Origin of the sequence: Nocardiopsis codii (genome assembly GCF_036327455.1) — a bacterium.
Taxonomy (GTDB): Bacteria; Actinomycetota; Actinomycetes; order Streptosporangiales; family Streptosporangiaceae; genus Nocardiopsis; species Nocardiopsis codii.
Genome location: NZ_JAUZMY010000001.1, coordinates 288,304 through 310,588, shown reverse-complemented (window position 1 = coordinate 310,588; position 22,285 = coordinate 288,304). Strand labels below are relative to the sequence as shown.

Sequence of the window (22,285 nt, the reverse complement as noted above, 5' to 3'; positions counted from 1 at the left end):
ACAAGGCACGACCAGCGCCGCCCCGCGCGCTGGTAGAACCACCCCCATAGGAGGAATCCCCATGCGAATCGGGAAGGCGCGTTACCTCGCCCCCGTCGCCGCGCTGGTGATGGTCGCCAGCGCCTGCGGCAGCGACGACGACCCGGGAGACGCGCAGGAGGAGGTCGCGGCGCTCGCCGCGTCCGACCTCAACGCGGCACCGCGCGAGGACCTGCAGGAGGGCGGCACCTTCGTGTGGTCCCTCAGCGAGTACGAAGAACAGCACAACATGGTGCACGTCCAGGGCAACAAGGGCGATGTGCGCCGTGTCATGGGCGCCCTCATGCCGACCCCGACCCGGTTCGACGACCAGGGCGGCTTCGCTCCCAACGAGGACTACGTCCTCGAGTACGGGGTCAGCGACGACGGCCTCGAGGTCTCCTACACCCTGAACCCGGACGCGGTCTGGTCCGACGGTGAGCCCATCACCTGGGAGGACTACGAGGCCCAGGTCATCACCCGCAAGGGTGAGCGCGACGGTGAGTTCGAGGTCGGCTCCGACACCGGCTACAAGTGGATCGAAGAGGTCGTCCAGGGCGAGGACGAGTACTCGTTCACCCTCGAGTTCTCGACGCCCTACGCCGACTGGCCCGCCCTCTTCGACATCCTGTACCCCAAGGAGTACATGGAGGACGAGGAGCTGTTCGTGGAGGGCTACGACGGCGAGATCCCCGTCACCGCCGGCCCGTTCGCGAACCCCGAGTTCGACGACGTCACCCAGCGCATCACGGTGACGAGGAACGAGGACTGGTGGGGCGACCCCGCCATGCTGGACGAGATCATCTTCACCAACGTCGCGATCGACGGTCAGGCGACCGCGTTCAACAACGGTGAGATCGACGCCTTCTACCTGGGCTACGACGCCGCCGCGTGGGAGCTCCTGAAGGACCGCGAGGGCACCTACTTCACCCGCGCCGTCGACAACGCCCACCGGTTCATCTCGGTGAACGCCGGCAGCGAGATGCTCCAGGACAAGACCGTCCGCCAGGCCATCTCCATGGCCATCAACCGCGACACCATGGCCGAGGTGGCCCTGGGCGCCGTGGACTGGCCCATCACCGGTGAGGTCAACCGCCTCCTCCGCTCCAGCCAGAACGGCTACCAGGACAACAGCGACCCGGTCGGCAACTACGACCCCGAGGCCGCGGGCGCGCTGCTCGACGAGGCCGGCTGGACCCTCGAGGACGGCGCCGAGTTCCGCACCAACGAGGCCGGCGACACGCTCACCCTCGGCTGGGTGGCCTCCGAGGACATGCAGCTGGCCAAGGACGAGGGCGACATCGCCCGCGAGATGCTCGCCGAGATCGGCGTCGAGGTGAACGTCCAGAACGTTCCCGGCAACGCGCTGTTCTCGGACTACATCATCCCCGGCAACTACGAGCTGGCCAGCTTCGTCCTGACCGGTTCCAACCCGTACCCGACCGACTCCGAGGGCAACTACGGCGGTCCGTACGACGAGGAGGGCGAGGACTGGGGCAACAACACCAGCTTCCACTCCACCCAGGAGATCAACGACCTCTTCGCGGAGCTGGCCCAGGAGACCGACCCGGACCGCTACGCCGAGATCGCCAACCAGATCGACGCCGCGATCTGGGACGAGGTCCTCACCATTCCGCTGTTCGAGCGTCCCGGCCAGTACGCCATGGACGAGAACCTGCGGAACTGGGGCGCCTACGGCGTCGCCGGCAACTACGTCTACGAGGACATCGGCTGGATCGCCGAGTAGCCTCCTGACACCGTCGCCCACGGCGCGCTGAGCAGCCTCTGCTCCGAGCGCCGACGGTCACCAGGGCGCCGACCCCCGCGAGGGGGCCGGCGCCCTTCGCCGTGCCCCGGCCGCCCTCCCTCCGCGGCGCCACCGCCTGCGATCCCGATCCCGATCCTGTCTCCCGGCTCGTCGGTCGGCCCCCTCCCGCGCCCTCTCCCCGGCCGTCCGGCCACCGTCCCGGCGGCTTCCCGACACCATCGCGAGCATCGGGCGGCCCCTGTCGGGAACGCCCGGGTACGGGGGCATCCGCACCCTGGGTTGGGACTCCGACGCCCGCTGTGGCAGGGTCGGGGGTGCAACCCCCCACCCCCCGTACCCCGCTCGCTGGAAAGCTCTCGATGAGACCTCACCCGATCCTCGCCGCGACCGCGGCGGCGCTGCTCTGCGCGGCCCTCACCTCCTGCACGCGCCAGGAGGAGGAGCCCCGGGACGCCGTCGAGTCCCCCGCCGGCGCGGCCGTCGAACCGCAGGCGGAGGAGGCCGACGAGTCGAGTCCCCCGCCGTCCGACGAGCCCGCGCAGGAGACCCCGTTCGGCACCCCGGTCGGCTGGGCGGGCGAGCCCCTGGACCGTGACGGCGAGGAGCACCCGGGCGTCGTCGGTGGAGCGGCGGGCGAGACCGTCACCGCGTCCGACGCCGAGGAGCTCGCCGACCACCTGTCCGACGAGGAGCCCCTCACCATCGAGGTCAGCGGCAGCATCGACCTGGACGGGGCGATGGAGGTCGGCTCCGACAAGACCCTCGTGGGCGTGGAGGAAGGCGTCGAGCTCACCGGCGGCCGACTGGTCGTGGACGGCTCCAGCAACGTCATCCTGGCCAACCTGGGACTGGAGGCGGACGGAACCGCCGTGGCGGTCCGCGGAGGAGCGCACCACGTGTGGGTGGACGGCTGCACCCTCACCGGAGGCGACGACGACGCCGCACTCGTCTCCGTCGCCGGAGGCGCCGACCACGTCACGCTGTCCTGGAACCACTTCCGCGACGCCGAGTCGGCGATCAGCATCGGCGGTGAGGACGAGGAACCCGACACCCTCCGGGTGACCGTGCACCACAACTACTTCGACGGCACCTCGGGCCGCCACCCCAGCGCCCGCTCCGCCGCACACGTGCACGTGTTCAACAACTACTACCGCTCCAACCCCGAGTACGGGGTGCGGTCCACCCACGACGCGAACGTCCTCGTGGAGGGCAACTTCTTCGACGGCACCCCCGTCTCGGTGGCGCCGGAGGACGAGGAACCGGGCAACGTCGTCACCCGCGACAACCTGCTGGTCGACTCGGCCCAGCCCGACCTGCGCGGTGCCGTCCCCGACCCGCCCTACGCCTACGAGCTGGACGACACCTCCACGGTCCCCGACGTCGTGGCCGCGGGGGCCGGCGCCGACTCCCCCTAGACCCTGAGGCGGCCGGAGGCCCCCGTCGGGGGCCACCGGCGCCACCGCGGTCCGCCGCCCGGCCGTGCCGCGGCTGCGGTCCTCAGCTGAACGAGTGGTACTCGTAGGTCTCCCCGAAGCCGTCGGGGGTGCGGTAGTCGAGCCTGCGCGGGTACCCCTGTTCGTCGATCCACAGCTCGAACCGGGCGTCCCTCACGAGCGTGAGGGTGTTGACCCCGCTGTCGGCGTCGTAGCCGCCCACCTTGGCGGAGAACGTGCCCGTGTAGAGGTAAGCGCTGTGGCTGCTGCGCTGGCCCGGCCACCGCAGTTCCACCTCGTCCGGCCCGACCAGGGCCAGGTCGGACGAGGTGTCGAGGATCTCGTGCAGCTTGGCCGAGCCGAACCCCCGCGAACAGAGGTAGCCGTCGGCCTCGGTCGGGGGGTCCAGGAGCTTCAACCCCCGGTCCGCCGTCATCATGAGCTGGCCGTCGCCCACGTCGTAGCGGTACACGCTCCGCCCCTCCAAGGTGGTGAAGAAGTGGTCGAACTCCGGCTCGGCCGTGGCGTCGTACATGACGCGCCCGCGCCCGGCCACCACGTCCGGGTACACCGCAGCGCTGGTGGACGTGCCGTCGGAGGGCAGCGTGCCGGTGCGGCGGTCGCCCGGGGAGGGGCCCTCGGAGACGGGCACGCCCCGCGGTTCCCGCCGCTCCTGTTCCGGGACCCCCCGGTCCTCCTGTTCGTCCCGCTCCTCCTGGTCCTCCGGGGCCTCCGGGGCCTCCGGGTCCGCCTGGTCCAGCGGCCGGGGCCCCTCCGCGGCGGGGGTGCCGTCGTGGACGGTGAAGGTGAGGTGGAAGGCGGACGCCTCCTCCACCAGGCCCGCGGCGACCGCCACGTAGGCCTCGGCGTCCTCGGGGTCGGCCTCCGAGGTGGGGGAGCCCGTCCGGGGCGGTCGCGACTCGGGTCCGTCCGCGATCTCCAAGGGGCGGAGGGGGGAGCCCACCGTGAGCCGGGCCACCCCCCATCCGCTGGCGATCACGGCGAGGCAGACCAGGACCACGAGCACGGACACCAGCCAGTTGGGTCGCTCTCCCTCCTCCGCCGACGGGTCCTCGGAGTCGGAGGTGCGCGGTATCGACGGCATCGACACGGCCTGGGCCTCGTTTCTGCGAATCGGAACGCGGCCGCCGGGGGGACAGCGGGGGGTGGCGGCGCGGCATCGTCGTCTGGCGTCGGTGAGTTGCGTGTGCGGGGGGTACGACGCGGTGACGCAGTGTTCTGTTCGATGGTCGCATGCACGTAATCGCCTCCCGCATCGGCGAACCGGAGCACCCAGTCGAGGTGCGGCGACTCCACCGCGGGCTTCAGGAAACCGAAGGTGCGGGTCTGCGACAGCCTCCGCAGCGTCTCCTGCGACGCGTGGTCCCACAGCAGCCGGACCGCGACCCGCGCCGTCCCGCTCGCGGTGAACGATCGGCTGAAGAAGAGTTCGTGCAGCTCATCGGCCTCCAGGCGGAGAACGGTCGCTTCGAGTACCTCCGATTCCAGCAGCCCCAGGAGCGCCAGGGCACAGTCCACGCGTGCCACCGGGGTGGGAACCAGGGCGCCCCGCGAGCAGCGCAGGACGGCGTCGGCCGCGGCCACAGGATCCAGCGTCCAGTCACCGCCCGGTAGGCGTTCGTGGCCGATTGTGGCCTCGTCGTTATGGTCCGGCCCGGGGGCGGCTCCGTCGTCGCCGACGGGCCCGCCCCGGGCGCCCGGTCCGTGTCCTCCGCCCGTCGTCCCCCCGCCGGTCCGGTCGCCGCCGGGAACGCCGGCGTCCCCGGACGGTCCGTCCCGGCCCTGCCCCAGCGCCGCGTGCACGGTTCCGCGCAGAACTCCGGGCAGCCCCTCCCACGGGCCGTGCGCCGCGACCGCCACCACGGCCGACACCACGACCAGCAGGGCCACGTACTCGATCACGCCGTTGCCTCGGTCCACGGTCGGCCTCCTCTCACTGGTCGGGGTCAGGGGCGGGATCGGGGTCCGGGGCGGGGCCGACGGGGAGGACGCAGGGGGTCCGTCTCCGAGGACACGGGTGGCCCGGAGGGGCGGAGCGGTGGTGCGGTGGTGGGTGGTGCGGTGGTCTCAGAACCCGCGGGGACCGACCATCAGGGGCGGCCGCCTCGCGTACGCGTCGATCCGCTCCCGGACGCGGCTCAGACGGTGAGGGGGGCACGACCAGCCCCTTCGCGTGAGCGTGTGCAGGACGCGCCGGAGGAGGCGGTCAGGACGCTTCTGGAGGTCGTACACGCTGACGGAGACCACCTCCCAGCCCTCGGCCCGCATCGCGGCGTAGCGGACGCGGTCGCGGGCCAGGGCCTCGGGGGAGGAGTGGAACTCGAGGCTGTCGTACTCCAGTGCCACCCGCTGGGAGGGCCATCCGAGGTCGGCGTGGAACACGCCTTCGCCGGTGGAGACAGGGCACTGCGGGACGGGAGGAGGCAGCCCCGCCTCCAGGACGAGCACCCGCGCCCACGACTCCCCGGGGGACCGGCTCAGGGCCGAGGAGTAGGTCAGCGCCGAGCGGAGCCGGCGGAGGCTCCGCTCCGCCCGGGGGGACCGGGCCGCGCGGGCCAGGTCGCCACCGGTGACCAGTCCGCGGGAGAGGAAGCCGTCGAGGCGGGCCGTGGCCACGAACACCGAGGGCGCGCGGGCGGCGAGGTCGGCCGCGGTTCTCGCCGGGGTGGTGACGCGTGCGCCCTCCACCACGGTGCGGTCGGTCGGTGACAGGGTCTCCCTGTGGGCGACGACCGGGGCTCCGACGGTGCTCACCCCCGGCGGGACCGACACGTGCAACCGCGTCCGGGTGGGGCGCACTCCGTACGGGTACAGGTCCACCCCCCACACATAGGCGGCGGTGATGTCGCCGGCGACCGCCGTGGTGGAGAGCAGGCCGAGGACCGGGACGAGGGTGCGAAGCAGGAGGGAGCGGTCGGGGAGGACGATCTCACGGACTGTCATACCTCAAGGTTGGTCCGTGCCCGGAGGGGCGGCAAGGGGGAGCCCGTACCTGTGGACGAGTCCCCTCGGCGACCTGCTCCGTGCGGGAGCGGCGCCCGCGCACCGCGTGCGGCCGGCGGAGCGTCCGCGACGGCCCCGCCCTACCGCATGTTCCCGTCGCCCGCCGCCAGGTGGATGTGGTCGACGTGGTCCTGCGTGTTGTTGCCCGTCTCCTGGTGGAAACGGCGCACGCTCTCCCAGGGGCCCACCGGGTCCCGGGCCGCGTTCCAGATGTGGTGGTCGTAGATCAGGCCCTTGACCCGGAGCTCCGAGGCCCGGGGGATGATCCAGTTGATCACCGTGATGGCGGTCCGGTGCATCTCCGGGGTCGGCACGGCCCCCATGTCCGACACCATCATGTAGTCGATCGCCTCGCCGGTGTCGTGGTCGCTTCCGTCCTCCCCGCGCTGGCCTCCCGCCGAGATGTAGAACCCGCCGAACTCGGCCTGGAGACGCTCGTGCACCGCGCACATCGCGGGGTGGAGTGAGCCCAGCGAGGAGCAGTTCACCACGGCGCCGCCTCCGAAGAACGAGTCCGGGTCGAACATGTACCGGCCCTCCTGGTCCACCAGGTGCACGTCGACCAGGCGCTTGGCGGACTCGACGTCGGTGACCGGCCCGCGGCCGCAGTCCATGACGCCGCCGGACACACCGCAGTCGTGGGGGACACGGACGATCGCGATGGCCGACGCGTTGCCGACCACGGTGCTGGTCTCGTCCTCGGTCCCGTCGCACACCACGTCGTTCCAGTGGCGGGAACCGTCCTCCTCCAGCTCTCTCTGGCAGACGGCGCCGCGCACCTCGACCCGCACGATGTTGCCGTACCGTCCGAGGCTGTTGTCGCTGGCGCGGATGTCGGTCAGGACCGCCCCGTTGGCCCGCGCGTACTCGTCGGCGCGCCCCTCGGCGACCTCCTCGTCGAACCACGGGTACGGGATGCCCCCGGCGACCATCTCCCGCGCGGCCTCGTCCTGGAGGGCGCCCACCGCGGCCAGTGCCGCGGCGTCGGCGGCCGTCTGTACCTGGGAGCGCATGTCGTTGGCCGCGCCGACCCGGACGAACAGCAGGGTGAGCGCCAGAAGGGCCAGGGTGAGCCCGAAGAGGAGCAGGGTGTTGGCCTGGCCGTCGTCGTCGCGGCCCAGGAGGGGCCGCTCGGCGGCGGTGGCGGTGAGGGGGGTCCGTCGCAGTCCCATGTGTTTTCCGTGGGTGGAGGCCTTCCCCGTGTGGGCGGGGAGCGGGAGCGGGCGTTGGAGGGGCCGGGGACGTCGCGCGTGGCGCACGTGTGACCACATCCGGACACTAGCCCTGCCCGGCGCAGCTTATCCGGGGTTGTCCATGATCGGTAGGGGCCTGTGGACGGGGCCGCTCTCCCCGTGTCGTCAGGTGAGGTATTCGTCCCTTTGGTCGGGCTCGGATCGGTGGCGGCGTGTCCACACCTGGCCACCGGTCCGGGTGTTCGTCCACACCCGTCCGCTCTCCCGTTTCGCAGCGCTTGGCCTGGTAAAGAAGGAAACGCGGCCTGAGTACCACGTCGCACCATCGGACACATGTGACGTGGATGCCGAGGTTCCTCCGTATTCGTACGCGGGTTTCTGTCGTGTGTTCGGCCAGAATCGGATTCCACACGGGAGGATGGACACCGTCCGGGAGCCGGGCGAGGGGACGCTTCGCCATCCTCGCGGCAATCCACCCAAGAACTCCATGTGCCACATACGGGGCAACTAGAAGGCGAGAATATGAGCGCCCGAAAAGCGATGACGCCCGCCGAACAGGACGAATCCCTCCGCGGCGTGGGAGCCGACCTGCTGCGGACGGCCCCCGACGACTGGGTCAAGTTCCGGCTCGTGTACTCGGGTCTCGCCGACGTCGAGTCGGCCCACTTCGAGGTGATGTTCGAGGAGGGGCGGAGCAGCGGGTGGGTGCCGCCGCTGTCGGCCCTGGAGGTCCTGCGGAAGGTGCGCTCCGGCATGTACGCCCGGGGCAAGGGCACCTGGTACACGGCCTACTACGAGGTCGAGCGGGCCGGAGGGCACCGGGTCCGGTACGACTACGACAACGAGCCCTACTTCGACGAGCCGCGGGACGCCGCCGACTACCTGCTCGACCTGGAGTACTTCCCCCGCGACGACGAACACGTCCCCGACTGGCTCATGGAGAGACTGGAGGGGGAACGGGTGCCCGACACGTCGGAGAGCGCCTCCCCCTGGAGCGTGTTCCGCAGCGCGCGCGTCACACGCGAGACCCGGATCGCCCCCGGGGACATGTCCCCCGAGGAGATGATGGACACCGTCCAGGAGATCGGCGACCGCACGATCGAGTCCGTGTGGGGCGAGTGGAGCGAGATCGTCGTCGACTACAAGGGGCTCGTCGGCCTGGCCTCCTCGACGGTGAGCGTGCGCAGGCCGGACGGAGTGACGCAGTGGGACCTCCTCCTGCCAGAGGTGGGCCGGCTGCTCGGCCGCCTCAGGACCGGCATGTACCAGCCGGGCAAGGGCACGTGGTTCACCGCGCGCATCACGATCCAGGAGTCCCGGGAGATCGGCGTCCACTTCGACCACCAGAACCTGCCGGAGTTCGACGTCGCACCCGACCCCCGCAGCTTCCACCAGGACATGCGCTACTTCCCCCGCAGCGCCGACCACCTCCCGGACTGGCTCCTGGACCGCCTGAGCGCCGCGCAGCGCCTGCTCCGCGCGGACGGGCAGCAGTGACCCGGGAGTAGAGGCGGTGGCGCCCGGAGGGGCCGCCACGACCGCCCCGTGGCGCTGCTCCGGGCGGGCCGGCACGGAGCAGGCACCTCACGAGCGCCGTCACGCCCGGCGGCGACGGCGGGACGACCACCGTGCGGCGTCGGCCGGGGTCAGCGGAGGCGGCGTTCGACCGCGCCCCACAGGTGCACGTCCGCGACGGTGACCTTGAGGTCGCCCGACTCCAGCGGCATCACGGTCACCGAACGGAGGTACGGCCCGTGGCTCCAGCGGCGGGCCGTGTGCCCGGGGACGGCCTTGGCCCCCACCCGGCCCATCGCGCCCTCCGGCCCCACCAGGAGCCGCAGCCGCCACGTGGCCCGCAGAACGGATCCACCCCCGTACTCGGCGCGGACGAGTAGAGGCAGGGTGCCCACGATGCGGCCGCCCCCTCCCTCTGTCCGGGGCTCCCCCCGGGCCGTGCGGGGACCGCGCCGCGGCCCCTCGGCGTGCAGCGGGAGCCGCAGGCCCGCGTCGGTGCCGCTCACCACCTCCACCGCGTACTCCGCGCCCTCCGGCAGCGGGGACTCCAACCGCACCTCGAACCGCAACAGCTGTCCGTGGCGCCCGGTCGGACGCACCCGGACGTCGCCGACCTCCAGGGTCGGCGCCAGCGGTGAGGTCACCAGCCCCAGGCGGTCGTTGACCGTGTAGTACGGCCGCACCCGGGAACCGGCCCCGTGGGCGAGCTGCACCCGCTGCGCCGGGTACTCGATGATCTTCTTGTAGCCGACCACCCCGGGCAGGTGACGCCCCAGGGTGTACTCGGTGCCGTCGGACAGGATCAGGCGCATCTCCCACTTCTCCGCCTCCCCGTGCCGTCCGCGCACCACCGCCTCGGGATCGATCACCGCCGTGAAGAGCCCGTCCTCCGCCACCGGCGCGGAGAACTCCCGCACCGCCTGCGGCGTCTCCCGCAGCCGCACCGCCAGCTGGGCGAGTGCGTCCGGCCGCGTCGGTCCCAGGACACGCCCCCGCACGGTGATCAGGCCGTCGGCGGCCTCCACGTGCTCCACCTCGGCATGGTGGGAGGACCGGCGCACGTGCAGCACCAGGCGGCCCTTCCCGGAACGGGCGGGCACCACCAGGGCGAGGCGCCGAACGCTGTCGGCCGCCAACGGGTAGCCGTGCTGGTGGATCTCGACGTCCTGGACGGGGGTCACACGGTCGCCGTCGACCCGGGACACCTCCCACGTGCGCGCGGCGAGCTGGTCCCGCTCGGCGTCCACCACCACGTCGCCCTTCCCGTCCGGGGCCAGCGCGATCCGCTGCCCCGGACGCACCAGGACGACCTGGTCGGGAGGGTCCGTGAAGGACAGCACCGCCAACCCGTCCTCACCGGCTCGCACCCGGCACGCGGCGGGCGGCTCCGGCCTCGGAGCGGGCACCAGGGGCACCGCCGTCGGCAGCGTCTGACCGGCCAGCTCGGCGAACAGCTCCTCGTGCAGGCGCACGACGTTGGACGGGTCGAACCGCTCGGAGTCCAGGAGGGCGGCCGACGACATCCGGCGCCTGAGCCCGTCGTCGCCCATCAGCTCGGCCAGCCCCTCGGCGATGCCCGGGGCCGAGCGGTTGGGCACCAGCAGCCCGTCCTCGCGGTCGCGGATGATGGACGCCGGGCCGTGCGGGCAGTCGGTGCTCACCACGGGCAGCCCCGAGCGCATGGCCTCGACGATGGTCATCCCGAACGGCTCCTCGCTGGAGGTGACCGCGGCGAACGCCCCCTGGGCCCAGGCCTCCTCCACACGGGGGTGCGGCCCCATCAGCCACACCCGGTCCTGGAGCCCCAGGGAACGCACCAGCTGGACCAGAGCCGCGCGCTTGTTGCCGCGTCCGTAGATGCGCAGCGTCCACTCCGGAAACTCGTCGCTGACCATCGAGAACGCCTGGACGAGCAGGTCGTGCCGCTTGCTGGGCGCGAGCCGCCCGGCCGCCACGATCGTCCGGGTGTTGTACCCGTTGGTGGTGAACGGCGGGGCGGGCACCGAGTTCGGGATGGACAGCAGCCGCACGCCCGGCATCGGCATCCGCTCCGCGTACGTGCGCGCGTCCGCCTCGGTCACCGTCACGAACGCGTCCAGGCGGGGGTACTCGGCCTCCAGCACCCGGCGCAGCGGTTCGGAGTGCTGGTCGTAGGTCAGGTGCTCCTGTCCCACCTTCACCACCCGGCCCGGCGCGGCACGGGCGATCACGACGTTGAGGCCCGGCCGGGTTCCCACGACCACGTCGGCGTCGGTGGTGGCCAGGTACTCCTCCAACCGGTCGTCCGTCAGCCGGCTGTGCGTGGAGCCGCGGGAGTCCTCCGCCGGAAAGAGCAGAGGGGGCAGCCCGGCCCGCGCCGACCCCTCGTACAGCGGGCGGCCCTCCTCCCCGGTGCCGCTTCCCTGCCTGTCCTGGCGCACGTCGACGAGAGGACGCAGGCGGACCCGGGCGGGCACGGGGAGGGCGGGTTCGGCACGGTGCCGGAACACCGAGACGATCTCGACCTCGTGCCGTGCCGACAGCGCCGCAGCCTGGTTGGCGACGGTTCGGACGGTGCCGCCGATGCCGTACATGTCGTTGATCAGATAGGCGATCTTCACTGAGCCCCCGTGTTCCCGGCGCCGACCCGCGCTGCCCCACGCGAGGCGGTGCCGACCCCCGTCGTCCACGCCGGCCCGACCCCAGGGGAAGGCGTGGGGAATGAACGCTCAGGCTAAGCGCCTTTTGTGGGACAAAAGTGCTTTATGTCGGATTGCTGCCTGAAGGTTTGCCGACCAATGTGAGGGCTTTGCGCACCCCTCACGCGTTGGAGGGGTTGGCGAGCGGAAAGGCCGCCGTTCCCGAGGCGCACGGGCGGCACCCGGCGGCGGGGGCGGACGGTCGGCGGCCCACTCGCGGGCTCCGCTGGCGGCTCCACCGGTGTGCATGGACGCTCACCGGTACGGCGGCGGCCCCGGTGGCCGCGGCGGGGACCTACGGCGTACGCGGGAGTGGAGGGCCGGGACGCGGGAGGGGCAGGGAGGGGACAGGGATCCGACGGCACGGCGGGCCGAGGAGCGCAGGTCAGTAGGAGTTCGACCCCTCCCACTCGGCGAAGGCGGCGCACGGCGAGCCGTGCGTGCTCCTGATGTAGGACAGCCCCCAGGAGATCTGCGCCGACGGGCTCTCCATGTAGCCGCTGGGCATCGAGCCGTGCCGCGCAGGGTTGAAACCGGCGATGCCGCTGGTGCCTGTCGCGGTGTTGACGACCGTGTGGTCCCAGTTCGAGATGGTGTTCCACAGGTTGCTCAGGCAGTTCCACTCGCCGTCGGACCACCCGGCGTCCGCGGCCATGCGCATGGCGAGGCCCTGGTTCTCCGTGGCGGTCGGGTTGTCACCGTCCCACTCGTACTGCTCGGGTTCCTCCGGCCGGTCGGCGTCGACCCAGGTCTCGTCGCCGCACCCGGGGCCCTCGACCAGGCAGACCATCTGACGGACGCCGCTGTTGAAGGTACGGCTCAGTTCGAGCTGGTAGACCGCGACGATGATCGCCGCCGCCAGGACGGTGATCGCCGCGAGTTCAACCAGCGCCGCGCCCCGGTCCCCCTCGGATCTTCGGGCCGGACGGAGCCAGCGTGACGCGCGCCCGGTCCAGGACCGAACTCGGCGCGGCCCGTGGCGCTCGCCTGAGCGACCGGGCGGTCCGCTGGGGGAGGGGCGCCGGCTGCCTCCGGGGGCGGGTCGGTGGGGGGTGGGCAACGCCGTCTCCTACGGGTGTCCGGAGAAAGGGAGGGAACAGGGGGTCATGAGATCGGAACATCCTCGATCGGCTCGAAGTTCGGCAGTTCCAGGGTGATGGAATCGATGTTACTGGGGACCGAGTAAAGAGACCAGTAAGTGACCGTTTCGCCCGGCCGGGCTATTTCCATGAGCTGGGCTGAGTATTCTCCCGAGCAGAGGCAGTAGTTCTCGCCGTCCATGATCGGATGGTATCTGGTTCCAGTGTCAGAACTAAATGCTGTGACGCCAGCGAAGTTGGGGCCTGAGTAGACGTATGAGTACTGATTGAACCAGGACAGGGTCACGTTGTCGGATCCGGAATTGGCGATGCTCCAGGTGACCGAGAGGAGATTTCCGGCTTCGTTTCTGGTGACGGCGTTCACCTCGGCGGTGAGGTCGCCGGAGAGTTCGTCGTTTCCGTTGGCGCTTCCCAGTGACTCCAGATTATTGGAGTGGGGAAGCGGTGTGGCGTCACTCATGCCAGCGGTCATCGTGAGAAGTATGGCCGTGGAGATGAAAGTAAGCGCCAGAGTTTTCGGTGTTTTTCTCATCGTGTCTACTTACTTCTCGAACGTCACACTGACACGCCGGTTGCGTTCTCGTCCTTCTTCTGTGTTGTTGTCCGCGATGGGATCGCTGGATCCGTGTCCTTCCACGGAGAAGGTGACTCCGTCTCGGGTGACCAGGTCGGACAGGGCCGACTCCACTTCTTCGGCGCGATCCTGGGAGAGTGGGATGTTGACGGAGTCGCTCCCGGTGTTGTCGGCGTATCCGTCGATTTGCACGACCGTGGCGCTGGCGTCGTCGATCTCCGTCGCGACTTGCTGGAGTATTTCCCGGGAATCGGTGCTGAGGTCGGAGCTCTGGGTCTCGAACAGGACGTCCGACGAGAGGAGGATGCTGACCTCCTCGCTGTTTTCTGTCCTTCCCGTCTGGTCCTCCGTGTTGTCGGAGATGAGGGTCAGGTCGAGTATTTCCGGCTCTGCGAGGCCTGAGTTCTCGATGGTTTCCGAAGATTCCGTGATGGGGATGTCCATCAGCGGAGGTGTCAGGGGGGTGGTGACGGTGAGGGATTCCACGTCGTCCGACACCGGTGCTGGGAATGCTACCCACATGTGCTCGGTGGAGCCGCTGGAAATCGTTCCGTTCCAGCTTGAGCAGAAACAGGAGCCATCACTTTGCTCATAGCTGAGCATGCGCTTTTGGTTCTGTGCGTCGATGAGCGTCACACGGCTTGCCGTGTTCGGCTTATCGTCCACGGTCAGGCCGAAGTTGAGGATGAAATTCGAGCTTGATTTGTTTGTGACGCCGAACTGGAGGCGCAGGAGATCTGGCGAAACCCTCTCCAGGGTGTAGATGTCTATCTGGAGATCGCTTCCGAGAGCTGTCGATGAGGAAATCGTGCTGGCTAGGGGGTCCTGTGCGCCGTCTTCGTCGCCACCGTCGGCGCCGGGCTCGGGTGTGAGTTCCCCCTCGTCCGGCTGTCCCTCCTGAGGTGGGTCTTCCGAATTGACCACGCATCCAGAAAGGAAGATCGACAGAACGGTCAGCGCGGACAGCAGGGTCGCGCTTTTCTGTCTTTTCCTGTCGGGGGTGGCTTGATGCGTGGCGTTCATGGGTTCTCGCCTGTGGGGTGGGTGTTCGCTAGTGGGATTCGCTTTATTCGTAGGGGGTGAGGATCTGGGTGATCGCCGTTGTGATCGACTGGCCGATTCTGCTGGGGATCCCGATCGCGAGAATTGCTGCCACCACGCCTGCGATGAGGATGACGACCGCGGCATACTCGATGAGGGTCGCGCCCTTGTCGTCCCTCTTGGACGGTGGCACCAGCCAGGTGCTGAGCATCACCCAGACCCTGTTGAGGCTGTTCATGGATCTGACTCCTTGGAGGGGGCTAAGGGTGCCGCCTTGCTGCGGCTGTGCGCTGGTGAACCAGGGGCGGGGCTCCACCGGGGGTGGGTGTGCGGTTCTGAGTGTCCCTGGGAAACCACTATCCGACACGGGCTCGGGTGCCGCCCCGCGTCCTGGCCGGATGTGGCCATCTTTCTTCAGGATTCCCTCTGGGGCACGGGGCCACACACTGTCCACAGGGCTCGATGTCGGCCCAGGTGGATGCCGGTAACCGGGGAGTTGGTGGTTCACGTCCGCGCTGCCAGAGAGGTCACGACGAGTGCTCGTCGGGTGACCATGATGGCACGCGGTCGGTGGCCGTGTCATGGCCGGACGTGTAATGCCAGGCCACCCTGTGCGCGCCGAAACCCCGTGGTGTTGGATTGGTGAGCTGTCCCGGCCGGGGCGGCTGGTGAGGACCGTGGACCTGACACGGACGCGGAGAGGCGGCGCGCTTGGACGGCAGTGTGGTTCTTTCCATGGTGGTGGGGGTGCTCTCGGGACTCGTGGTCGGGGGCGTCCCGCTTCTCCGGGTCGTGCGCGGCCACCGCGGGCTCCAGCGCGCGCTCGGGAGGAGCCCCGGGCCGACCGCCGTCCCCGACCCGGACGAATTGAGCCCGAACCAGCTGGCCTTCCTCGCCGGGGGACCGGTACGGGTGGGGGAGACGGTGGTCGTGGACGCGTTCCTGGGCGAACGCATCCGCCGCCAGACCGCCAGGGGTTTCTTCACCCTCGTGGGCCCCAGCAAGCCCTACGCGCATGAGAAGGACCCGTCGCGGCGCGTCCTGGTGAAGGCGTTCAAGAAGCGTGTCGGGGTCAGCGCCCGCGAGATGGTGCGCCGGGTGGTGACGGGCCGCGGTGTGGACCAGCTCCGGCGGGAGCTGGTCGAAGCCCGCCTGATCGTGGACTCCCCGGAGATCCGCGCGGTGCTGGAGGCCCGGGCGGGCCTCCCGAGGACGATCCGGGGGTGGCGGATCCTCTCCCTGCTGGTCGCCGCCGCGGGTGCGGGTGTGCTCTTCCTGGTGGAGCCGGTCGGGGCCGCCGTGGGAGCCCTGGCCGGGGGCCTGACCGCCTCGGCCCTCCTGGTGGTCGCGCAGGCGGTCCTGGGGGCGACCGGCGGTCCGGCCGTCCTGCCCAACACCGCGGCGGGCAATGAGGTCGTCGAGCGGGCGCGGGAGCGCCACGGGGCCGGGTTCGCCGGGGCCGCGGCAGGGATGACGCGGGACCAGGCGGTCCTCCACACGGCGGTCACCGGTTTCCGCGCGCTGCGCGACGGCGCTCGGGCCAGGCGGTCCAGGAGGTCCGGGTCCGCCGAGGAGTCGCCTGTCCTCAGCCCGGACCTCACCGCGGCGAACGCCGGGGCGGGAGGCCAGGGGGACGCGGTCGGCGGCGAGGGCCCCGTGGATCTGGACGCCCTGTGCGAGTTCGCCGACCTCTGCCAGGGCGGCTCGCCGGACGACAGCAGCGGCTCCGGGAGCGGGGGCGGTGCGGGCGGCGACGGCTGGAACGGCGGTTTCAGCGACAGCGGAGGCAGCGGCTCCGGTGGCGGTTGGGGCGGCGGGGGAGACTCCGGCGGTGATTCCGGCGGCGGAGGGGGCGACGGCGGTGGAGGCGGGGGCGACTGAGCCCGCCGCCCGGTGATCCCCGCGGGGCGCGCCCCGGGGTGGAGGCCGGAGGGACGAACGCCGGGCGGGGCTCTACGAAAGCCCCGCCCGGCGTGCCTTCACCGGGAAGACGGCGCCACTGCCTGCCTACAGATCGGCGCCGCCACCCTTGACCGGTTCCCGGCTCGGGGTGTGGGTCAGCCCTGTTCCGGACGTTGGAGTTCGGCGACCTCCGCCATCAGCTCGAACGAGCGGAGGCGAGCCGTCTGGTCGAAGATCATCGACGACACCATCAGCTCGTCCACACCCGTGTCAGCGACGAACAGTTCGAGCTTCTCGCGGACGGTTTCGGGGGAACCCACGAACGAGTAACGAAGCATGTGGTCCAGTCGTTCCTTCTCGCCGGGACGCCATGCGGTGTCGAGGCTCTCGACCGGCGGGCGGAGCCGTCCGCGGGCACCGCGCAGGGTGCCGAGGAACGCCTGCTGCATGGTCGTGAACAGCTTGCGGGCCTCCTCGTCGGTGTCGGCGACGAAGGCGTTCACCCCGGCCATGACGTAGGGCTTCTCCAACTGGGCGGAGGGGCGGAAGCCGGCCCGGTAGGCCTTGAGGGCCTCGTACAGGGCGTCGGGGGCGAAGTGCGAGGCGAACGCGTACGGCAGGCCGAGCTGCGCGCCGAGCTGGGCGCCGAAGAGGCTGGAGCCGAGGATCCACAGGGGGACCCGCAGGCCCTCGCCGGGGACGGCGCGGACCGGCTGGCCGGGTTCGGCGGGCTCGAAGAACGCCTGGAGTTCCTGCACGTCGCTGGGGAACGTGGAGGAGGCGCTGTGGTCGCGGCGCAGCGCCGCCATGGTGCGCGGGTCGGTGCCGGGCGCGCGGCCCAGCCCGAGGTCGATCCTGCCCGGGTAGAGGGACTCCAGGGTGCCGAACTGTTCGGCGATGACGAGCGGCGAGTGGTTGGGGAGCATGATGCCGCCCGAGCCGATCCGGATGCTGGACGTGCCCTCGGCGATGAACCCCAGGGAGACGGACGTGGCGGCGCTGGCGATGGCCTGCATGTTGTGGTGTTCGGAGAGCCAGAAGCGGGTGTAGCCGAAGCGTTCCGCGTGCTGGGCGAGTTCCCGGGCGTCACGGAGCGCCTGGCCGGGGGTGGACCCCTCGGCGATGCTGGCGTGGTCGAGCACGGACAGCGCGATGGTGGACATGGTTGCCCTCTTCCCCTGCTGCGTAGCGGTTCCTGCGGCAGGGCCGGGGCGGGAGGGTCGGTGTCCCCAGCCTGTCTGCGCGTTCGATGTTCGACGAACATCGAATTACGAAGGTACACTCGCGACTGTCCATGAGCCAAATCCCGTCTGGTCGTCGGCCAGGCTCCGTACGAGGAGGACCGTCTTGGCTCCCAGGGAGCAGGAGCACCCCGCCCTCAACGACGTGGAACTGGTGACGGTGCTCTCCGCACTGGCCGAGCCGACCCGTCTGCGCATCGTGCGGATGCTCGCCGCGATGGAGGGTGAGCGGGCGTGGAAGGACATCGACCTGCCCATCGCCCAGTCGACGCTGAGCCACCACCTGAAGATCCTGCGCAACGCCGGTCTGGTGCAGAACCGCACCGAGGGGACGCGGTGCTTCATCTCCCTGCGCGACGCGGAGCTGGAGGGGCGGTTCCCGGGGCTGCTGGAGTCGGTTCTGGCGTGTCGGGACGCCGCCGTCATCAGGGCGGCGGAGGAATCGGAGTCACGGCGGGACCATGGCGGCACTGAGGACTCATCGGTCCCAGCAGCCCCATGAGAGCAGGTCAGCGCCCAGTCACGGCCGGACGGTAGCCGTGGCTGGGCGCTGCGCTTCACACAGTAGGCGACGGTCGTGGTCCGTGTCAGAGGTTGCGCCCGGCTGCATCGAAGGCGGGTGAGGGGTTCTGCCCTCCGACCGGCGCCGTGCGGGCCCGCCGCCGGGGGCGGTGCCGCTCGTATCCGCGGCCCGTCCGATCGGCGCCACGCGGCGACCGGGACTCCCCGTCGACCCGGCCCGTGGCCGTCGGCGCCGCCGCGAGGACGCAGGCCGGTGGACCGCGTCGGACCCGGGGCGCAGCTGGGAATGTACGCTCTGTATTCAGTAGATTCACGTACCCATGGGTCGAAGCGGGGCGAGTCGGACGCCGCGTCGGCAGCCCAGGAGAGTGGAAAGCGTCCCCCCATGGCACCCACCCCGCCTACCCCACTTCCACCGCACGTCCACCCCCCGGTCGGCGACGACCCGGCGGAGATCGGCGGCCACCGGCTGATCGGCCGTCTCGGCGACGACGACGTGGGCACCGTCCACGCCGCCGTGTCGCCGGGCGGGGAGCCCGTCGCGCTCAAGGTCGCCCACGCCGGGTGGGCCCCGGCCGCGGGGGCGGACCGCGAGGTCACCCTGCCCCGCGAAGGACGGGGTGTGTGCCTGGTGGGGCCCGAGGACAGCGGGATCTTCCACGGCCGCCCCTGGTCCGCGACCCCGTACGTCCCCGGCCCCGACCTCGCCCGCCATGTGGCCGGGAGCGGACCGCTGACCGGCGCCGCGCTCCTGGTCCTCGCGGCGGGGACCGCCGAGGCCCTCGCGTCGGTCCACGCGGCGGGCGCCCCCCACGGGGACGTCAGGCCGGGCGGCGTCATCGTCACCCCCGGCGGTCCGCGGTTGATCGACCACGGGATCGCACGCCGGCTGGACGACGGCGACGCGCCGACGACCGCCGGCGGACCCGGGTGGCTCGCCCCGGAGCGCTACGCGGGGGAGCGCCCGGACCCCGCCTCGGACGTGTTCTCGTGGGCGTGCCTGGTGGCGTTCGCCGCGACCGGGCAGCCGCCCTTCGGCCAGGGCGAGCCCCTCCCCGAGATGGCCCGCCGCGCCCGCGAACACCCCGTCGACCTGTCCCCGGTCCCCGGGGAACTGCGGGACCTCCTGGAGCGGGCCCTGTCGGCGGACCCCGCGCGACGGCCCCCGGCGGAGGAGGCGTACCTGGAGTGCCTGCTGCTGGCGGGGGTCGAGGACGACGCCACCCGCGAGGTGTGGGCCGACCGGCTGCGCGGCCTCGTCCACGCCCACTGGCCGCCCGTCGACACCGGACGGCACCGGCCCGAGCAGTGGGCCGGCGCGGTCCGGTCGCACGCCGGACAGGGGCCCGGGACGACAGCGGCGGGGCGCCGCCCGGACGGTACGGGCGCCGACGGCACGCGGCCGGGCGCCCTCGCGCGCAGCGAGCGGGGACGGCGGCAGGGCCGGAAGCTCGCCCTCGCGGTCGCCGCGAGCGTGTTCGTCGCGGCGGCGCTCGGCGGCGGCTACCTGCTCATGGCGGCTCTGGCGGGGGAGACCGGTACCGCCGAGGAGGCGGACGGGGAGGGCTCCGGGACGGAACCGGAGGAGACCGCGACGCTCTCCGGCGCGGACCTGGTGGCGGCGTCGCTGGACACGTTCCTGGCCGCGGACTCCTTCGAACTCACCGTGCTCACGCACGCGGGGAACGGCGAGGGCCACGGCCAGCCCCTCCCCACGGACACCGCGGCCGTCCCGACCCTGTTCGACCGGGTGCTCCGCCAGTCGGGGCCGCCGGAGGCGCTCCGCTGGAGCAGCACCGTCAGCGGTGGCCGCACCAGCGACCTGATGATGGCGGACGGGAGCCTGCTGCGGGGTGAGGGCACGGCCTGGAACGGTACGGCCACCTGGTACGAGGCCGAGCCCGGGCTCCAATCGGAGGCCGAGGTCTTCAGCCCGGAGGGCGTCGTCGAGCCGCTGGTTCGCGCGGTGGAGGGCGGGACCGTCACCGGAGAGGCCGAGACGGTCTTCACGGCTCCGGCTCCCGCCGAGGACGCCTACGGGCACCTCGCGGGCGGTGTGCCCGAGCAGGTGCCCGCGGTGCGGGTGGAGGGGGACTTCCGGACCTCCGACGCGGACGCGCACAGGGCGACCCGATTCGTGCTGGTCGCCACCGAGGACGGTGTCCCGCTGTCCTTCGCCACGGAGGGAGCGGCCGACGGGGGCCGCGTGCTCAACGGCCGGCCCGTCTCCCAGGAGGTGCCGCCGTCGCTCATGGCGCCCGCCGTCCCGGTGGAGCGGTGGTACACGCAGTACACGTTCGTCGAGCTGAACGGTGACCCGGACCTGCGCGTCCCGGACCCGGCCGACGTCCGGCCCCCGGGCGCCGAGGCGCCCTCCCCGGTCTCCTACTGAACGGCGCGGGCGCGGCCGTCCCGGCAGCCGCGCCCCGGGCCGCCGTGCGGGGCGGCGCCGCCCGCCTCAGGGGGAGGGGGAGCGAACGCGAACCGCGGGAGGGCCCTGGCGTCCACCAGGGCGATGAACACCAGCATGAGACCCCGCGCCAGGTCCGGCGCCGGGAACGCGCCGGGGACGGCGCGGGTGGCGGGGCGGCGTTCCGACCGCCCCTGGGTCCGTGCTGACCGCGGCCAACTTCCTCCCCGATCCGTGCACACGAAGCCACGGATCCGGGACGCCCCGCCCCCGGGGGCAGGCCCGCCTTTTTCGGTGGACCCGGCCCCGCCCCTTCGGGTAGGCTCACCGCCGTGTCGCGTGCCCCGACCATGAGCAGTGGGCCGGTCGGTGGGTATGGAGGCACCTGGATTCCTCGAGGAGAGCACCGTGAGCGCACACACCATGCATCGCGCCTAGGTCGTGTTCCGAACCTTCCGGGCTCGCGTCCGCCAGGCTCCCCCTCGCCGCGACTCCGTGCGCGTGAAGCCCGACCGGGCCGCACATCGCACGGCGTCCTGAGGGAGACCGCCCGGACGGCCGCTCGCCGTCCCGAAGGCCTTCTGAAGAACACGTCCCGGTAGTACGCGCCGCGTCGGGCCGATCCGCGCCCGGACGCGTTGATCCACCGCGACCTCCCCGAGACGCCCAGGTACCCGGTACGCCCGGGACCCCTGTCACGTTCACCCGCTCCTCCGTGCGCCCGTGCGCGCGGACGGTCCGCCGGCGTGCCCCGCCGTGCGCCCCGCCCGCGTGCGCCGCCGGTCCGCGCGGGTTCCCTCGGGGACGGTCGCCCACCCGACACCCCTGAGGAGACCCGTGACCGATACACACGTACCGACCGCACCCCATGTCAGTGACTTCAACATCCCGGTCGTGGAGGAGTTCCGCGCCAACGGCGGCCGCGTCGGCGGCATGTTCGAGGGCGGCGACCTGCTGCTCCTCACCACCACGGGCGCCAGGTCCGGGCGCGAGCACACCACACCGCTCGGATTCCTCCGAACCGAGGGGAAGCTGCTGGTCATCGGCTCGGCCGGTGGCTCCGACCGCCACCCCGCCTGGTACCACAACGTCCTCGCCCATCCCACGGTCACCGTGGAGCTGGGCACCGAGGAGTTCGCGGCCGTGGCCGTGCCGGCCGAGGGCGCGGAACGGGACCGGTTGTTCGCCGAGGTCGTGCGCCTGGTCCCCGGTTACGGCGACTACCAGGCCGGGACCGAGCGGGTTCTGCCGGTGGTGGCACTGGAGAGCATCCACGACGCCGGGCCCTCCGAGGCCGCCAACCTCGCCGAGAAGCTCGTCGAGATCCACACCTGGCTGCGTGCGCAGCTCAGGAACGTCCGCAGGGAGTCCGACGCCTTCCTCGCCGAGCGCGCCGCGCGAGGCGAGGGGGACGCGGAGCCCGCGCTCGGCCTCAACCTCCAGCTGCGCCAGCACTGCCTGGGGTTCTGCCAGTCCCTGCACTTCCACCACACGAGCGAGGAGACGATGTTTCCGCACCTCGGGGAGGCGCATCCGCACCTGGAGGGGGCGCTGCGCAGGCTGTCCGAGGAGCACCGGACGGTGGACCGGGTCCGCGGTGAGCTGGAGGCGCTCATCGGCGAGCTGGCCACCGCCGACCCCGAGGAGTTCCGCCGCGAGCTGGACCGGATGACGGAGGAGCTGGAGGCGCACCTGGACTACGAGGAAGCCGAGCTCTTCCCTGTCCTGACCGCCATCCCGTTCCCTCCGGGCGGCCCCGCGTAGCCGCCGTCCGGAACCGTCGGCGGTGTGACGCCCGCGGTCGACCGACGGGAACCCGCTCCCGCCGCCACCCCTGGTGGCGGTGGGAGCGGGACCGTGCCCGTG

General features: G+C 71.7%; 16 protein-coding genes. 7 read left to right on the top strand and 9 right to left on the bottom strand.

All coding sequences use genetic code 11. The annotated features are described in order from the left end of the window. Window positions 1-61 precede the first annotated feature (61 nt). Together Q8791_RS01225 and Q8791_RS01220 are read left to right on the top strand one after the other, a co-directional pair. Window positions 62-1,765 carry an ABC transporter family substrate-binding protein gene (locus Q8791_RS01225; RefSeq protein WP_330089667.1) on the top strand — a complete coding sequence of 568 codons (1,704 nt, stop codon included), beginning with the start codon at window positions 62-64 and terminating at the stop codon, window positions 1,763-1,765. 380 nt (window positions 1,766-2,145) lie between these two features. Then, window positions 2,146-3,201, top strand: a complete 1,056-nt coding sequence (locus tag Q8791_RS01220) for a pectate lyase family protein (RefSeq protein ID WP_330089666.1) — start codon at window positions 2,146-2,148, stop codon at window positions 3,199-3,201. A gap of 82 nt (window positions 3,202-3,283) precedes the next feature. On the opposite strand, the gene Q8791_RS01215 is transcribed toward Q8791_RS01220, so the two are convergent. The 3 genes from Q8791_RS01215 to Q8791_RS01205 form a co-directional block, all read right to left on the bottom strand. Then, the gene (locus Q8791_RS01215) at window positions 3,284-4,324 is read right to left on the bottom strand and encodes a hypothetical protein (RefSeq protein ID WP_330089665.1); all 1,041 of its coding nucleotides are present in this window, start codon (window positions 4,322-4,324) and stop codon (window positions 3,284-3,286) included. Between the two features lie 983 nt (window positions 4,325-5,307). After that, window positions 5,308-6,183 carry an endonuclease domain-containing protein gene (locus Q8791_RS01210; RefSeq protein WP_330089664.1) on the bottom strand — a complete coding sequence of 292 codons (876 nt, stop codon included), beginning with the start codon at window positions 6,181-6,183 and terminating at the stop codon, window positions 5,308-5,310. Between the two features lie 140 nt (window positions 6,184-6,323). Then, the gene (locus Q8791_RS01205) at window positions 6,324-7,415 is read right to left on the bottom strand and encodes a pilus assembly protein TadG-related protein (RefSeq protein WP_330089663.1); all 1,092 of its coding nucleotides are present in this window, start codon (window positions 7,413-7,415) and stop codon (window positions 6,324-6,326) included. Between the two features lie 543 nt (window positions 7,416-7,958). On the opposite strand from Q8791_RS01205, the gene Q8791_RS01200 reads away from it, so the two are divergent. After that, the gene (locus Q8791_RS01200; RefSeq protein WP_330089662.1) at window positions 7,959-8,933 is read left to right on the top strand and encodes a hypothetical protein; all 975 of its coding nucleotides are present in this window, start codon (window positions 7,959-7,961) and stop codon (window positions 8,931-8,933) included. Window positions 8,934-9,082: 149 nt separating this feature from the next. On the opposite strand, the gene Q8791_RS01195 is transcribed toward Q8791_RS01200, so the two are convergent. The 5 genes from Q8791_RS01195 to Q8791_RS01175 all read right to left on the bottom strand — a co-directional run bounded on the left by Q8791_RS01195 (window position 9,083) and on the right by Q8791_RS01175 (window position 14,582). After that, complete coding sequence (locus Q8791_RS01195) at window positions 9,083-11,551, bottom strand: glycosyltransferase family 4 protein (RefSeq protein WP_330089661.1); 2,469 nt, start codon at window positions 11,549-11,551, stop codon at window positions 9,083-9,085. Between the two features lie 463 nt (window positions 11,552-12,014). Further along, window positions 12,015-12,689 (bottom strand): aggregation-promoting factor C-terminal-like domain-containing protein, encoded by a 675-nt coding sequence (locus tag Q8791_RS01190; RefSeq protein ID WP_330089660.1) that lies wholly within the window; start codon window positions 12,687-12,689, stop codon window positions 12,015-12,017. 44 nt (window positions 12,690-12,733) lie between these two features. Continuing rightward, window positions 12,734-13,261: a hypothetical protein gene (locus tag Q8791_RS01185; RefSeq protein ID WP_330089659.1), complete on the bottom strand. Its 528-nt coding sequence runs from the start codon at window positions 13,259-13,261 to the stop codon at window positions 12,734-12,736. Window positions 13,262-13,270: 9 nt separating this feature from the next. Further along, a complete protein-coding gene (locus tag Q8791_RS01180; RefSeq protein ID WP_330089658.1) occupies window positions 13,271-14,326 on the bottom strand; it encodes an OmpA family protein in 1,056 nt (351 codons plus the stop codon). Between the two features lie 43 nt (window positions 14,327-14,369). Continuing rightward, window positions 14,370-14,582 carry a Flp family type IVb pilin gene (locus Q8791_RS01175; RefSeq protein WP_330089657.1) on the bottom strand — a complete coding sequence of 71 codons (213 nt, stop codon included), beginning with the start codon at window positions 14,580-14,582 and terminating at the stop codon, window positions 14,370-14,372. Between the two features lie 473 nt (window positions 14,583-15,055). On the opposite strand from Q8791_RS01175, the gene Q8791_RS01170 reads away from it, so the two are divergent. Then, window positions 15,056-16,225 carry a TIGR04222 domain-containing membrane protein gene (locus Q8791_RS01170; protein WP_330089656.1) on the top strand — a complete coding sequence of 390 codons (1,170 nt, stop codon included), beginning with the start codon at window positions 15,056-15,058 and terminating at the stop codon, window positions 16,223-16,225. Window positions 16,226-16,401: 176 nt separating this feature from the next. Here Q8791_RS01170 and Q8791_RS01165 read toward each other — a convergent pair whose 3' ends face one another. Further along, on the bottom strand, window positions 16,402-17,409 hold the full coding sequence (locus Q8791_RS01165; RefSeq protein WP_330089655.1) for an LLM class flavin-dependent oxidoreductase: 1,008 nt from the start codon (window positions 17,407-17,409) through the stop codon (window positions 16,402-16,404). A 184-nt stretch (window positions 17,410-17,593) separates the two neighbouring features. On the opposite strand from Q8791_RS01165, the gene Q8791_RS01160 reads away from it, so the two are divergent. The 3 genes from Q8791_RS01160 to Q8791_RS01150 all read left to right on the top strand — a co-directional run bounded on the left by Q8791_RS01160 (window position 17,594) and on the right by Q8791_RS01150 (window position 22,183). Beyond that, window positions 17,594-17,989, top strand: a complete 396-nt coding sequence (locus Q8791_RS01160) for an ArsR/SmtB family transcription factor (RefSeq protein ID WP_330089654.1) — start codon at window positions 17,594-17,596, stop codon at window positions 17,987-17,989. 405 nt (window positions 17,990-18,394) lie between these two features. Next, window positions 18,395-20,401, top strand: a complete 2,007-nt coding sequence (locus tag Q8791_RS01155) for a serine/threonine protein kinase (RefSeq protein ID WP_330089653.1) — start codon at window positions 18,395-18,397, stop codon at window positions 20,399-20,401. Between the two features lie 855 nt (window positions 20,402-21,256). Next, window positions 21,257-22,183 carry a nitroreductase/quinone reductase family protein gene (locus Q8791_RS01150; RefSeq protein WP_330089652.1) on the top strand — a complete coding sequence of 309 codons (927 nt, stop codon included), beginning with the start codon at window positions 21,257-21,259 and terminating at the stop codon, window positions 22,181-22,183. Window positions 22,184-22,285 lie beyond the last annotated feature (102 nt).

Coding starts and splice junctions, on each gene's coding strand:
- Q8791_RS01225 (WP_330089667.1), top strand. CDS start 62: ATGCGAATCGGGAAGGCGCGTTACCTCGCCCCCGTCGCCGCGCTGGTG.
- Q8791_RS01220 (WP_330089666.1), top strand. CDS start 2,146: ATGAGACCTCACCCGATCCTCGCCGCGACCGCGGCGGCGCTGCTCTGC.
- Q8791_RS01215 (WP_330089665.1), bottom strand. CDS start 4,324: ATGCCGTCGATACCGCGCACCTCCGACTCCGAGGACCCGTCGGCGGAG.
- Q8791_RS01210 (WP_330089664.1), bottom strand. CDS start 6,183: ATGACAGTCCGTGAGATCGTCCTCCCCGACCGCTCCCTCCTGCTTCGC.
- Q8791_RS01205 (WP_330089663.1), bottom strand. CDS start 7,415: ATGGGACTGCGACGGACCCCCCTCACCGCCACCGCCGCCGAGCGGCCC.
- Q8791_RS01200 (WP_330089662.1), top strand. CDS start 7,959: ATGAGCGCCCGAAAAGCGATGACGCCCGCCGAACAGGACGAATCCCTC.
- Q8791_RS01185 (WP_330089659.1), bottom strand. CDS start 13,261: ATGAGAAAAACACCGAAAACTCTGGCGCTTACTTTCATCTCCACGGCC.
- Q8791_RS01180 (WP_330089658.1), bottom strand. CDS start 14,326: ATGAACGCCACGCATCAAGCCACCCCCGACAGGAAAAGACAGAAAAGC.
- Q8791_RS01175 (WP_330089657.1), bottom strand. CDS start 14,582: ATGAACAGCCTCAACAGGGTCTGGGTGATGCTCAGCACCTGGCTGGTG.
- Q8791_RS01165 (WP_330089655.1), bottom strand. CDS start 17,409: ATGTCCACCATCGCGCTGTCCGTGCTCGACCACGCCAGCATCGCCGAG.
- Q8791_RS01155 (WP_330089653.1), top strand. CDS start 18,395: ATGGCACCCACCCCGCCTACCCCACTTCCACCGCACGTCCACCCCCCG.